At 51.7% G+C, this 14150-nt stretch carries 12 protein-coding genes; all 12 read right to left on the minus strand.

The window, feature by feature from the left end; translation table 11 throughout:
- Positions 1 to 92 precede the first annotated feature (92 nt).
- Positions 93 to 1271: a glycerate kinase gene (locus A3849_RS07270; RefSeq protein WP_074110807.1), complete on the minus strand. Its 1179-nt coding sequence runs from the start codon at positions 1269 to 1271 to the stop codon at positions 93 to 95.
- 35 nt (positions 1272 to 1306) lie between these two features.
- On the minus strand, positions 1307 to 2602 hold the full coding sequence (locus tag A3849_RS07275) for a GntP family permease (RefSeq protein WP_074110808.1): 1296 nt from the start codon (positions 2600 to 2602) through the stop codon (positions 1307 to 1309).
- 208 nt (positions 2603 to 2810) lie between these two features.
- Complete coding sequence (locus A3849_RS07280) at positions 2811 to 3722, minus strand: GNAT family N-acetyltransferase (RefSeq protein ID WP_256700685.1); 912 nt, start codon at positions 3720 to 3722, stop codon at positions 2811 to 2813.
- Between the two features lie 217 nt (positions 3723 to 3939).
- A complete protein-coding gene (locus A3849_RS07285) occupies positions 3940 to 6123 on the minus strand; it encodes a Tex family protein (RefSeq protein WP_178382635.1) in 2184 nt (727 codons plus the stop codon).
- A 147-nt stretch (positions 6124 to 6270) separates the two neighbouring features.
- Complete coding sequence (locus tag A3849_RS07290) at positions 6271 to 7479, minus strand: MFS transporter (RefSeq protein ID WP_074110810.1); 1209 nt, start codon at positions 7477 to 7479, stop codon at positions 6271 to 6273.
- Positions 7480 to 7714: 235 nt separating this feature from the next.
- Entirely contained in the window at positions 7715 to 8323 is a 609-nt protein-coding gene (locus A3849_RS07295) for a TetR/AcrR family transcriptional regulator (protein WP_074110811.1), read from the minus strand.
- A gap of 166 nt (positions 8324 to 8489) precedes the next feature.
- Positions 8490 to 8840: a type II toxin-antitoxin system PemK/MazF family toxin gene (locus A3849_RS07300; protein ID WP_036697332.1), complete on the minus strand. Its 351-nt coding sequence runs from the start codon at positions 8838 to 8840 to the stop codon at positions 8490 to 8492.
- A gap of 3 nt (positions 8841 to 8843) precedes the next feature.
- Positions 8844 to 9125 carry a CopG family ribbon-helix-helix protein gene (locus A3849_RS07305; RefSeq protein ID WP_025708964.1) on the minus strand — a complete coding sequence of 94 codons (282 nt, stop codon included), beginning with the start codon at positions 9123 to 9125 and terminating at the stop codon, positions 8844 to 8846.
- 212 nt (positions 9126 to 9337) lie between these two features.
- On the minus strand, positions 9338 to 10519 hold the full coding sequence (gene alr, locus A3849_RS07310) for an alanine racemase (protein ID WP_074110907.1): 1182 nt from the start codon (positions 10517 to 10519) through the stop codon (positions 9338 to 9340).
- 224 nt (positions 10520 to 10743) lie between these two features.
- Positions 10744 to 11829 (minus strand): LolA family protein, encoded by a 1086-nt coding sequence (locus tag A3849_RS07315; protein ID WP_074110812.1) that lies wholly within the window; start codon positions 11827 to 11829, stop codon positions 10744 to 10746.
- 165 nt (positions 11830 to 11994) lie between these two features.
- Positions 11995 to 13203, minus strand: a complete 1209-nt coding sequence (locus A3849_RS07320) for a hypothetical protein (RefSeq protein ID WP_074110813.1) — start codon at positions 13201 to 13203, stop codon at positions 11995 to 11997.
- A gap of 14 nt (positions 13204 to 13217) precedes the next feature.
- Positions 13218 to 14060: a methyl-accepting chemotaxis protein gene (locus A3849_RS07325; RefSeq protein WP_074110814.1), complete on the minus strand. Its 843-nt coding sequence runs from the start codon at positions 14058 to 14060 to the stop codon at positions 13218 to 13220.
- Positions 14061 to 14150 lie beyond the last annotated feature (90 nt).

The following is a 14150-nucleotide window of genomic DNA, read 5'->3' on the forward strand; positions in this document are numbered from 1 at the left end:
TCCTCTTTCCCCTGGCCGGCATACTTATGACTATGATCCCCATACACCAAAAGGCCCTGAAGAAAATAAATTCTCCAGAGCCTCTGATTATGCTATTCGTTTACTTTCAGAATTCTCGCAATATTCTCACAGGTCCGCTCTACGTTCTGCGGCCCCGCGGCCAGCAGCTTCTCCAGCCCGCTGGCCCCGGGAACAATGCCGAAGATCGCGGTAAAGCCCTCATCATACAATGCCTCAATACCTTCGCCAATGTAACCGGCAATAGCAATGACTTTTATGCCTCTAGCTTTGGCAGTGCGGGCTACACCGTAGGGTGTCTTTCCGAACTTCGTCTGGAAGTCAATGCCGCCTTCACCGGTGAACACAATATCGGCCCCCGCCAGCTTATCCTTCAAACCAGTGTATTCTATCACAATTTCGATCCCCTTCTGGAGTACCGCTTGGGTAAAGATCATCAGCCCCGCGCCCAATCCTCCGGCAGCACCCGCTCCCGGCAGATCACGTACATCCTTGCGAAGCTGCTGCTTCACAAGCTCAGCATAATGGGCAAGATTCGCGTCCAGCTTCTGTACCATCTCCGGGTCAGCTCCCTTTTGCGGGCCAAATACCCGGGAAGCACCCTGCTCCCCACAGAGCGGATTCGTCACATCACACGCTACAATCAATTGTACATGCTGCAGGCGTTCGTCCAGCGCTGTAATATCTATACTTGCCAGTCTTCCCAGACTGCCGCCCCCGCGGGGAAGCTCCGCTCCCGACTCATCCAGGAATCTGGCCCCGAGCGCCTCGGCCATGCCTGTACCGCCGTCATTCGTCGCACTGCCTCCGATGCCGATAATGATTTTGCGGATGCCCCGGTCCAGGCACTCCCGGATCAACTCCCCGGTACCATAAGTAGTGGTGATCATAGGATTCCGGGTTTCCTGCGACACCAGATGGATACCGCTCGCGGAGGCCATTTCAATCGCCGCAGTCTGTCCTCCGCCGAGAATGCCAAATTTGGCGGTAACCTTTTGCCCGAGGGGTCCCGTGACCTCTTTATAATGGATTTCCCCGCCCGAAGCATCGACCAGTGACTGTACGGTACCTTCCCCGCCGTCAGCCATCGGCACATGAATGTAATGAGCAGCCGGATAGATCTTCCGGAGCCCCTTTTCCATTGCGACACATACTTCCTTAGCGCTCATGCTCTCTTTGAAGGAGTCCGGTGCCAGTACAAATGTTTTCTCTTTCTCTTTCTCTTTCTCTTTCTCTTTCTCTTTCTCTCCCATATCCTCACCCCATGCCATATATTAAAATCTGTGCCTTATAAGAAAAAACCATAGATTAACGTTGCCACAATGGCCATCGTCCCGCCTACAACCGCTTCATAGGGGATTAGCCCCATCCGCTGCTTAATCGACATTTTCATACTGTCCGCTGTGACATGGAAGTAATTCCCCTGCGGCAGGGAGTCGATAACAGTTGCCCCGGTGTGAACCATTACGGCTGCGGCAAGCGGCGCGGTGCCCATATTCAGAATAGCTTGCCCGAACGAACCTGTCGCCAGGATAACACCTGTTGAGGTAGAGCCTGTAGCCGCCGCCATCAGAATACCGGAGATCGGCGCCAGGAGGGTTCCTGAAATTCCCGCCGTCTGAATCAGGCTGACGATCTGGACGGACAAGTCGGAAGCGGCAATCAGTCCGGCAATCCCCCCGGCACCGATCAGGATCAGTACCGTCGCTGTCATTTTATTCAGACCGGAGGAGGTGTACGCCAGAATTCGGTTCCCCTGGCCCATGGCCAGCAGACCAATGATTCCGGCAATCGGCAGAATGTACAGCGCGTCAACTTTAATGCTGGATAGCACGTCAATACCCGCAATCGAACCGATAGGATTGATCATCAGCAAGATGACCGCAACAAGCGGTGCTACGATAGCCTTGCCAAGAGGCGGATATTTGGAATTGTCAGCTTCGTTGTACACTGCTTCCTCATCCAGCACCTTCACACCTTTATTTTTCAGAAGCGACGCTACAATAACGGTTACAATCAGGCCGCACACCGCCGGAATGAAGCCGGCCAGCATCACATGGCTCAGATCCAGGTCGAACCCCCGTGCAGCAGCAATCGTATTGGGATTGGGCGAGATGATGTTCCCCGCCTTCCCGCCGCCGGAAAGTGCCAGCAGCAGCGCCATTTTTGAAATCCCCATTTTGTTCCCTACCGATAAAGCAATCGGTGCCACTATCAGTACAGCTACAGGTATAAATACACCGACCGCTGTAATGATCATCGTCGCCAGGGCTAGAGCCAGAATGGCCTTGCTGCCGCCAAATTTTTTCACGATGGCCTGCGCTATTGTCTCTGCCGCCCCGGATTCCATCATCACCCCTGCCAGCACACCGGCAGCAAGCACGCGAAGTACCGTACCCATCACACTTTGTGTACCGCTTACAAGTACGCTGACCGTCTGTTCCAGATTGGCACCGCCAATCAGCGCCCCCACGATGGCTCCGAGGAATAAAGCGTAGACCGGATTCAGCTTTCTCAGGATCAGAATGATCGCGATTGCCAGTCCAGCCAGTGCTCCGTACCAGCCTATTGTTAACCCTTCCATTGTACAGCCTCCCATAACTCTTGTTGAACACGCTTTCAGTATAAAGGCTGCCCTATATAAAAAAATATTGATGATCGGACGAAATGTATTGTGCAGTTGACCAAAGGAAAACCTCTTGCAAGTCACAGACAATAGCTGTGATTACAGGAGGTTGTTGTGATCCATAGTGAAATATAACGCGCTAAATGCTGCTGCCAGCCGGTGACCCTTATAGCTCGATGTAATATCTGGTTTCTTCACTCTCCGTGTGAAAACCAACAGAATGATAAAGAGCCTGGGCGGAATGGTTGTCCGTTCCGGTTACTAGCGAGGCGGTTTCAAGCCCGTGCCCCTGCAAATATTTCAAGGCTTCGCTTAGTAAAAACCGGGCAATACCGCGTCTTCTCCAGGCCTCTCTGACAAACACATCCTCAACAACGCCACCCTCGTCTTCCTGCCAGACCATTACACTGCCGACAATCGTTCCTGCTTCGCGTGCAATGATGGCGGTCCACAGCGGATGGCTGCGATACTCGGCAAGCCGTTTTGCTCCAATTGGAGCATCCGGCCACACTTCAGCTTCCAGCTGCATATACTGTTTCTGCTCCTCAGGGGTCTCCATACGCCATTGTATGAAGTCCACTCCTTCAGGGAGCGGCAGCTCTACAACAAGCTCATTCAAATCACGTTTCAGACTATATAAGCTGTGTAAATACTGAAACCCCTGCTGCTGCTGAAAATAACGGTGGCAGCTCTCTTCCGCCAAGTAGTTCCCCACACACAGTATAGTTCCATGACTGTCCGGCAGCGTCGCTTTCAGCTCATAGGCCCGGGCCAGCAGGCGTTCATACACAGAATCCAGCAGTTCCACATCCTCTTCCCTGCCCGGGGAAGCCTTCAGATTCAGGAAGATCTTGTGCTTGCCCTCCGGCACACATTCGGGTGCAATGATATTGAATACGGCAACCTGCCCTTTGGCGACCATCTGTTGGCCTTCAAACGCGCAAAATACATTCGGATAGTTCTCTTCTTCGCCTATCCACCAAAAAATCACAGGATCACCTGCGGTCACCGCCTGATAAAATTCGCCCAGTGCCGGCATGTCGTCCTGCTTAAAATTCCGAATCACGAGTTCATTCAATAATGTCTCCACCTTTTCCTATATTATTGGAAATCATATCATGACGGAAAATAGTGCAGGTAGCTAATAAATGAATATATCTAATTAGTACCTTAAGCCAATAAGAGTTACTTGGTGCAGCATGCGTCACGGTAGTAGTTCCCGAAGGAGCGCCTCCGTTTGGATATAAAAAAAGTCATCTGCTTCGACTTCCGAAGCAGATGACTGGCTTAATATTTTACTTCGCGCCTCCGGCATTGCCCTGTGGCGGGCGCATGGTCAGGCTGACACGGCCCTTCTTCAGGTCAACGCCCATCACCCATACGGTAACGTTGTCTCCCACGGAGACCACGTCCATCGGATGCTTCACAAAGCTTCCGCTTAGCTGGGAAATATGCACCAGCCCGTCGTTCTTGATGCCGATATCGACAAAGGCGCCGAAATCAATTACGTTGCGTACCGTCCCCTGCATCTCCATGCCGGGAACCAGATCCTCGATCTTCAGCACATCCGTGCGGAAGATCGGCAGCGGCAGCTCCTCACGCGGATCGCGGCCCGGACGCTGCAGGCTCTCCAGGATGTCGCGCAGTGTAGGCACGCCGACATCAAGCTTCACAGCCAGCTCAGCGGCATCCTGTGCCTCCAGCTGTGAGGCGACTTCCTTGCTGCCGAGTGAGGATACATCCAGCCCCAGCTCGCGGAACAGACGGTCCACCACCGGATAGGATTCCGGGTGGATAGGCGTCCGGTCCAGCGTGTTGTCGCCGCCGGGAATACGCAGGAAACCGATGCACTGCTCGTAGGATTTGGCACCCAGGCGCGGCACCTTCTGCAGCTGCTTGCGCGTGGTGAACTTGCCGTTCTCCTCGCGGAACTTCACAATATTCTTGGCAATGGTCGCATTGACTCCGGCGACATAGGACAGCAGGGAAGCGGAGGCCGTGTTCACGTCAACACCGACGTGGTTAACTGCCGATTCCACAACACCCTTAAGACTCTCCTCCAGATGCTTCTGGGAAACGTCATGCTGATACTGCCCGACACCGATCGCCTTCGGATCGATCTTCACCAGCTCCGCGAGCGGGTCCTGCACGCGGCGGGCGATGGAGGCGGCGCTGCGCTCCGCCACATCCAGATCAGGGAACTCCTCCTGCGCCAGCTTGGAGGCTGAATACACACTGGCTCCGGCCTCATTGACAATGAGGTACGCCAGCCCCGGATCGCCGATCTCTGCGATGACCTCGGCGGTGAACTGCTCCGTCTCCCGCGAGCCGGTGCCGTTGCCGATCACAATGAGCTGTATGCCATATTTGGCAATCAGCTCTTTGAACTTCGCCGCCGCCTCTTTCTTCTTGTTGTTCGGCGGCGTCGGATAGGTGACCGCCACCTCCAGCAGCTTGCCAGTGTCGTCCACCACGGCCAGCTTGCAGCCGGTGCGGTAGGCCGGGTCGACGCCAAGAACGCTTCGACCCTTCACCGGCGGCTGCAGCAGCAGGCTGCGCAGATTTCCGGAGAAGATGGAAATCGCTTGCGTTTCCCCCTTTTCCGTCATCTCCCCGCGCACCTCGCGCTCCACGGAAGGTGCGATCAGCCGCTTGTAGGCATCCTCGGTCACGGCATCCAGCAGGTCTTTGACCGGGGACGGCCCCTTAATCAGCTTCCGCTGGATAAAAGCATGAATCTTGTCGGCAGTCACCTCTATGCCGACTTTCAGCACATTCTCCCGCTCACCGCGGTTGATGGCGAGAATACGGTGCGGCGGCATTTTATGTACCGGTTCACGGTAATTATAGTAGTTCTCGTAGACACTCTCCTGCTCTGCATCCTTTGCTTCCGAGACCAGCACACCTTGACTGGCTGTATACTGCCGGACCCAGGAACGGATCGCGGGATCATCAGCAATGTTCTCAGCGATGATATCCATTGCCCCCTGAAGCGCCAGCTCGGCGCTTTCCACACCTTTGTCCACATCTATATATTTCGCGGCTTCCTCCAGCGGGTCGCCCTGGCGGCGCTGCTCCATCACCCAGTCTGCCAGCGGTTCCAGCCCTTTCTCCTTAGCCACGCTTGCTCTTGTCTTGCGCTTCTGCTTGAACGGACGATACAAATCCTCCACTTCCTGTAGCTTGACCGCCTTCATAATCTGCTGGTGCAGTTCCGGTGTCAGCTTACCCTGCTCCTCGATGCTGCGGAGTACATCCTTCTTGCGGTCCCCCAGATTACGCAGATAACCCAGTCTTTCTTCAATATCACGCAGCACGTTCTCGTCCAGCTCGCCGGTCATTTCCTTACGGTAGCGAGCGATAAAAGGAATCGTATTCCCTTCATCCAGCAGCCCTACCGTCGTCCGCACCTGCTTCACACTGATGCTAAGCTCCTTGGCAATCGCCTGTGTGATCGTTTCCTGCTCCTGGCGGGCCAGCGCTTCTTCAGCCGCCGAACCCCCTTGATTTGTATCCACTGTCAATGAAATCCCTCTTTCCGTACACGATCTGTGTTCATATGATCTCTACCTGAAATAGTATCACAGATTAGCCCCGCGCCAAAATCCGGGAGCAGCAGCCGGCCATTACTTTACCTGCAGGCCGGGGCGGCTCATCCGTTTGCGTGAACCGAGCGACAGCACAAAACAGAGTACGAGTACAAGCGCAGCCACAGCGTATGGAAAGTTAATATCCAGGTCAAACAGGACGCCTGCGACAATAGGTCCGGCAATATTCCCTAGACTTGTATAGGCAGAATTCATACCCATTACGAAGCCCTGCTGTGATTCCACAGCCATTTTGGAGAGCTGTGTGCCGACAGCAGGACGCAAAATATCCATGGCAAGAAACACAATGAAGGTTACAGCGACGATCGCCCAATAGCCCTTTACAAATAAGGTCAAAAGGATGAACAAGCCCGCTGCAAGCAGAGAGGCCGAAATGACCTTATTCTCACCAAAACGGTTCAGAATCCAGCTGAATGCCGTAACCTGAATCACAGCTCCCGAAATGGAGCCAAAGGTCAGGACAAAGGCGATATCCTTGGGCGTGAACCCGAATTTGTGATCCACAAACAATCCGAATACCGTCTCATAATTAGCAAGCCCGAAGGAAAGCACGAATACGATCAGCAAACCGAAAAAGTAGGGTTCCCGGTAGGAACGCACCAGTTGGGTGATAAGGCGGTCTTTACTCCCCTCCATCGACCCGGCTGTGGCAAGCTGCTCCCGTGAACGGGACTCCGGCAGTACTAAGAAGGTCACCACGCCAACGAATGCCGCAGCACCAGCAGCAGCGAAGAAAGGTACACGAATACCAAGCTCTGCCAGATAGCCCCCCAGACCCGGTCCGATGATAAACCCGGTAGTAATCGCAGCATTAATCAGTCCCATGCCTTTAGCCCGTTCCTTCATAGAGGTCGTATCCGCTACATAGGCCATGACCGCAGGCATAATCAGGGCTGCTCCGGCACCTCCCAGCATTCTCGACACAAACAGCAGCCAGCTTGATTCGGCAAGACCAAACAATAGCTCCGACAGCGCAAAGACAACCAATCCGCAGACAATGATTTTTTTGCGCCCCACTCTATCGGACAGCCCGCCGGCCCAAGGGGAGAGAATTAGCTGGGTCAGTGAAAAGGCGGCCACCAGCAATCCTACTACACTGCCTCCAATGTGCAGCTCATTCATGTACGTGGGCATAATCGGAACAACCAGTCCGATCCCTGTAAAAGCCAGGAATATATTCAGCATCAGGAGCAGCATCGCGCCCCGGTTTCTAAGTAATAATTTCATTTGAAGTAACCTCCGTATTCCCAGAACACAATATTCATATCTTAAGGTGTTCCCGTTAGTTATTAATAACATTCGTACAAGACCGACCATCCGGTCTAATTACACGTTATAAGAAAACCACCCAACAGGTAAATACCGCATGGTGATGTAACTCATCCGTCATATTGCCTGTTCGCGGCGATTTCAAAGATACATTTACCTCTAATCTTGTAATATAGGAAATAGGCCACGTCCCCTACCGCACACGCATACCCTGTAGCAGCAGTGCTATCGCTTCCCGGTAATACTTCATGATATCATTCGGCGCATGAACAACGGTCATAATCTCGCTGACTCGGCCGATACCCTCTAGTAGTCCGCTCACAATGATTACATAATTGTCCAGATCGCCTTTGACCAGATATCCAGAGTCCATCCCCTCTTGCAGAAGATTGCGGCAGGCTTCTGAGGCAGACTCATAGAGCCGTGCAAGACGATCCTGAACCTCGTCAGGAAGGGTCCGGGATCTGGCATATTCCTCAAGGGCCCGGATCAGCGGATTCTGGTAATCATTCGCATAATGCTCGCCAAGGGCATAGAACCGCTCTTCGAAACCGCTGATGCTGCTCTTCTTCTGTGTCCACTGGAGCAGCCATTGCTCTGTATCATCTTCCACAATGTACAGGAACAGCTCATCCTTGCTGGGAAAATGATGATACAGGCTTCCTTTGCTGACCTTGGCCGCTGAACAAACCTCGTTCATGGTTACCGCTCCGTAGCCTTTTTGCACAAACAGCTGTGCTGCCTTCTGCACTATACGTTTCTTTGTCTCTTCTCCGTCAGAACGTCCTTTAATTCTGACCACCTCCTTCTAGACCGACCGTACGGTCTAATTATAGCACAGGGTTTACTCAAAGTGAAATGGATACCGCCTGCCCGGCATAACGTTCATATAAGAGCAAAAAAGACGCCCCGGGTTATCCCGGGTGCGCCTTCCCATACATTACCGTGCGATCTATAGTCTGCCTGATTCAAAAATCAATCAGTCCCAGGCTGATTTGCAGCGAATCGTCCACCAGTTTCATCGTTTCGTCATCCAGGTGGGTGATCTTATCGGTTAAGCGTTGTTTGTCAATGGTCCGAACCTGCTCTAGCAATATGACGGAATCCCGGTCAAAGCCGTGAGCAGCCGCATCAATTTCCACATGCGTCGGCAGTTTAGCCTTCTGAATCTGGGCAGTGATGGCTGCCACAATGACTGTCGGGCTGAAACGATTGCCAATATCGTTCTGAATGATCAGTACGGGCCGTACTCCGCCTTGTTCTGAACCCACCACCGGCGAAAGATCGGCAAAAAAAACGTCGCCGCGTTTAACGATCAATATCTACACCCCGCTTACTAAGCGGCCAAGAGTACTGTCTGCATCTTCCTCCGCGAGAAACGCCTCGCATGCCATGGTCAAATTGATTTTAGCCATTTCCATATAGCCACGCTGCATCGAATCGCGTATGGTCCGTTTCCTCCGTTCGCTTAGATACAGCTTCATGGCCTGCCTGATCAATTCACTCCGGTTGGAGTTCTCCAATTGGACGATCCCATCCACTTCCTGCAAGAGATGATCGGGCAAGCTGATCATGATTCTTTTGGTGTTCTGTAAATTGGCCACCTTCTCTTCCACCCCCACAAACCTTCTGCCCTTGTGTTCCAGTGTTACAATATACAAGGAATTTTATACAAGGAATATATGCCGCCAGTATATCAAGTATGCTGCATTCCATTATAAACTACAATTGGCGGTTCGTATAGACCATAAGTCATACTAGTCTACACGGCATAATCCTTCTATTCAGTTCCTGCATGAGTAACAAGGCAATGACATTAGGTCTGCAGCAAGGGGTTGACCAGGTTCGGAGCAGCGCCTTCGCGTACATATACACGCGGCACCCGGTGGGCCAGCATACAGATTACCTCGTAGTGAATCGTTCCAAGATGGAGTGCCAGTTCATCCGCCGTAATGGACACGGCGCCCTGGCGGCCGATGAGAACAACCTCTTCGCCAGCTTTGATTTGTTCCGCTTCTTCAGCGAAAGATTTGAGCGTTACCATACACTGGTCCATGCAGATCGTTCCGACGACAGGAACGCGGCGTCCGCGTATTAGCACCTCCGCTTTGCCTGTTAGCATGCGGGAATATCCGTCAGCGTACCCCACAGGAAGCGTCGCAATGATCTCTTCGCTGTCTGTGAAATACCGGGTGCCGTAGCTGATTCCCCAATCGGGCGGCAACGTTTTGACATATACCGCCTGCGTTTTCAGCGTCATTACCGGGTGTAAAGCCACAAGCTCGTGGTTCACCTCTGTGGAGGGATAGAGACCGTACAAGCTTATGCCTACACGCACCATGTTTCGGGATAGAAGAGGTGTATCAATGGCCGTAGCGCTATTGCCCGTATGTATGATCGGGATGTGAATGTTTCTGTCCCGAAGCGTTTCGGCCACGCTCATGAACCGTCGGTGCTGCAACAGTGTATAGCTTTTGTCTTCTTCGTCTGCTTTGGCAAAATGTGTGAACATTCCCTCCAGCTCCGCCTGCGCTACAGAATGCACTTCAGTGATGAAATCAGGCGCGTCAGCCGGTAAAAGCCCCAGCCTTCCCATCCCGCTGTCAATCTTGATATGCACCTTCAGCCGGTGCTCCGGTATGTCAGGAAGCTGTCTTACCGCCTCAAGCACCTCCGGTGTGAACAGTGTTACGGTTACATGGTTCTTCCAGGCAACGGCTATCCCTTCCGGTGAGGTGTAGCCGAGTACGAGAATAGGAATTAGTATTCCCGCTTCACGCAGCTCCAATGCCTCATCCAGAAAAGCTACACTTACATAGTCCGCTCCGAGCCGTTCCAGCTCCCGGGCCACTTCCACAGCCCCATGGCCGTACGCATTACCTTTGACGCATCCCATGAATTTGGTCTCCGCTGGAAGAACCTTACGGAAGGCCTCATAATTGGCACGCAGATCATCGAGATTAATCTCGGCTACTGTAGGTCGATAGCTTGCTTGCACTTCAGGGTCACCTTCTAACATTGTAGTAAAACATCTCCTGCAGCATCTCATTGATTTAAGTCTTACTGTCAATGGTAATGCTAATGGAAGGCGGCTGTCAATGTAAGCAGGAACTATCTTTTTGCAGAACTGCCACCGGGCCTGTCCTCGTCAAGAAGATAAAAAAACGGACACTGCATGTAGAGGAATGACTCCCACAATACGCAGTATCCGCCTACTGATATTTACTTACCCGTTTGTTCCTCCATAGAAGCGGCGATTTGCATCATTTCGTTAACCGGGAGATTCGCGCTGGTAATCCGGTACTCCACACCATCACTCATCCAGGTAAGTGTCTGCTGTTCGTCACCACTGAGGAGACCTACCGTGAAGCCCAGATCAATCACACTACCCGGAGCGAGCGAGACGGCACGATCCAGCGGACGCGATTCCATAATCGTATACTGGTAGGTTCCGTCATAACGGATGAGTACAGAATGATCTTTGCTGTCCTCAATTTTGTTGGAGTCCTTAAGTTGCACACCGGCAGGAATATAGCCTGGTTCAATGATTCCGAAATCACCGAGCTCAGCGGTTACCGGCTGCTCTGAAGGTTTACTGTTCTCCGGTGCAGTCACCGGGTTGCCGTTCTCGTCAACTTCCGCCAGCGTGCTTTCGGATGCTGTGCCGGTGGCCATATTCTTTTGCATATCAAAAGAATCCTTCGTGAATTCCGGATCGAACTTGAAGCTGTCGAACTTCACATTCACCACAACCTTGGCTTCGGAGTCAGAGACCTGCACCTGCTTAGGCTCATAGGTCTTCTTGGCTAGCCAGATCTTCTGGCGGACCAGTGCGCTGCTCTGATAATTGGCCGCTACCTCGAACACGTAGTTGTCTCCGTCCTCTACAAACTGGCGGTTGTTATCGGAGACAATTCCCCGGACCAGTGTTTGATACAGATAGACCTGACCCTGATTGTCCGGCCAGTCGCTCTGGAAGCGGAAGCTTTTGCCAAGGCTGGGTGTCAGTACGAATACGCCCTCATCATTGCGCAGCACGATTTGCGTCACATCCTTCTGGACGTTCGACAGGCTGATCCGGTAGTAGGATGGATTCTTGTACCAGACCTCCACCTTATACTCCTGTGGCTGCTCGCCGGTATACAGCGTCATCGTGCCTGAACCCTGGTAAGCCCCCTGCTTGCTCTCCAATTTATCAGACACATTGTTCAAATCCTTGACCACGGAAGCGGCATCCTTCTTCCCGCACCCCGCAAGCACCAGGGTCACGCTCATAATGATTGCGAGTACCCATGTTATCCGGCGCATGACATCATCCCCTTAACCTGTTTTGAATAGCATTGATTAGTACATGTCTATGAGGGACTTGCCTGCAATATGCAGACGGGCATGACAAGCAGAAAGGATATTCACGGGTGGCCGCCCGGCCGCGCCAAAAAGCCCGCGCTAGGCGCGGGCTGACTGAACTGATTATCATTGAAAAGGTATGAGCTGATAGTTATAGACGGTGAAAAATTTGCCCTGGGTAAACAAAATATCATCAAAATAGATCGCCGGCTGTTCTCCAACTTTGAGCGGGTAAGCGAACGAATACAGCGTTTTGTAGCTTTTCCGGTCCAGCACGGTCAGCGCAGTTTTCGTCTCAATTCTGCTATCGGCCGTAATAGAGATGTACTTGTCATCCACCCGTAATCTGTAGGATATTGCTCTAACAGGTATGGGAGCAAGCGGGGTATGATTCAGTTGTTCACCGTTGCCATTCAGTACATAAAACCCTTTATTATTGGCGAATAAGAGTTTGCCGTCCACGTTATAGAGTCTGTTTGTTGTTGGATCAATTCCCTTTGTCCATTTCACTTTTCCGTCTGTTCCTATAGCGGCCAGCAGCATTGTGCTCTCGGATTTCTTTATTTTGAGGATATATATATCATTGTTAAGCTTGAGCGCTTGCTCTACTGTACTGTTCGCGTTTAGCGGATAGCTTATTTTTTTCTTGAGATTCCAGTCCAGGACGTCAAAAGATGCTTCGATATGCTGCGAGTTATATTTGAGCGTCAACACTTCATTCAAGGCAACCCCGCTAAGATAATGGGAAGGCTGCATTTTTTCCCTTTCAAAACTTTTACTCCAGGCTACTGTACCGTTCAGATTCACTGCGTAGACCGAGGAGTTGTCATGCACATACAATTTATTGTTTATCAGACTGTCAATCTCAAGCGGTCTGGGAAAGATAACCTCCCAATTCATTGTCCCCTTGGGACTAATGGAATAGAGAAACGTTTCATTAGAGAATTGCTTCAGCCCCGCGCCAACTAGACTATACAAATTACCTGCCTTGTCAAAAAAAGCACGATCACCAAACTTGAATCCCCCATAAATCGGAAGCTCCCACTCCACCTTATTCGTCTTGGGATTGATTGTCACGACATATTCCTGAAGCATCTGCCCCTTCGCATTACGAGGATTCTTGCTCAAAAGCGGCTCCTTGAAGTACAAGAGTCCGTTCGCCGTTCCCAAGTACTTATATCCATAAGTAGAAACAGGGAAGTTAATCGGGTCTTGCTGCTCCAGGTGCCGCTCCGTAGCGGCACTTGGATCCACTGTTTCTGCAGCAGCAGGTATAGGACTCAACAATAGAAGTACAGACATCAACATAATTAGCAGACTTGAAATCCTTTTCATAACTAATACTCTCCTCAGATCAGCCGCGCGATCTTCTCAATCTCCACGGCGGATGCGGCCATTTGCTGCATGGATGCGGTAATTTCCTCCGTTGCTGCCGCCTGACGTTCGCTTTGAGCCATACAATCCATTAGTGTTGCATCCATCTGGTTAATGTTCTTCTTGATCATCTGCAGGATGCCGGCGATATCCTTCGCAGACGATGCGCTGGATACGGACATCTTCCGGATCTCCTGCGCGACAATGCCGAATCCGCGCCCATGCTCAGCCGCATGTGCAGCCTCAATTGCAGCATTAAGGCCCAGCAGGTTGGAGTTATCTGCCACTTTACGGATGAAATCCAGAATCTCATCTGTCTTGTGGAGCTCCTCTACAACCCTCTGGCCCAGCACCTTTAAATCGCTTACAGTGTTCGCCAGTTCAGAGGCTGTTCCTGCAATTTCTTCCGAAGTGGAGCTGATCTGTTCCGAGGTTACCGCCAGTGAGTTCGCCGCATAGCTCAAGGTTTCCTGATTGGTGAGGCTGATTCCTATCGTGAACACACCCACGACTGCCCCGTTCTTGTTCTTAATCGGGATGGAGGAGGATTTGAAGGGCCATCCATAGACTTCCTTCGGTATATTTGCACTGGCCGTTTCTCCTGTCTCCAGCGCTAACCGCAATCCCCCGCTTTGCGGAATCGGAGTGCCTTCTTGTATCCGGATATCCAGTTCCTTCCCCGGAAGATAGAAGATAAACTTCTCCACATCCGCCAAGGCGAACATTACATCAAGTGGAAATAGTTGCTGCACCAGCGGTAATGATATTTTCAAAGATTCTAGCAATTGTCCGATGTCTGTTTCACTTTGGTTTGTCATGCCTGCAACAGCTCCTACATAGCATTTTTGATTATTATAGCACATGAAAATCTATAGCAATATTAGATATCTTACGCTGAAGACCACGGA

Origin of the sequence: Paenibacillus sp. P46E (assembly GCF_001909095.1) — a bacterium.
Taxonomy (GTDB): domain Bacteria; phylum Bacillota; class Bacilli; order Paenibacillales; family Paenibacillaceae; genus Paenibacillus_AQ; species Paenibacillus_AQ helianthi.

Coding starts and splice junctions, on each gene's coding strand:
- A3849_RS07320 (WP_074110813.1), bottom strand. CDS start 13,203: ATGAAAAGGATTTCAAGTCTGCTAATTATGTTGATGTCTGTACTTCTA.
- A3849_RS07325 (WP_074110814.1), bottom strand. CDS start 14,060: ATGACAAACCAAAGTGAAACAGACATCGGACAATTGCTAGAATCTTTG.
- A3849_RS07275 (WP_074110808.1), bottom strand. CDS start 2,602: ATGGAAGGGTTAACAATAGGCTGGTACGGAGCACTGGCTGGACTGGCA.
- A3849_RS07290 (WP_074110810.1), bottom strand. CDS start 7,479: ATGAAATTATTACTTAGAAACCGGGGCGCGATGCTGCTCCTGATGCTG.
- A3849_RS07270 (WP_074110807.1), bottom strand. CDS start 1,271: ATGGGAGAGAAAGAGAAAGAGAAAGAGAAAGAGAAAGAGAAAGAGAAA.
- A3849_RS07315 (WP_074110812.1), bottom strand. CDS start 11,829: ATGCGCCGGATAACATGGGTACTCGCAATCATTATGAGCGTGACCCTG.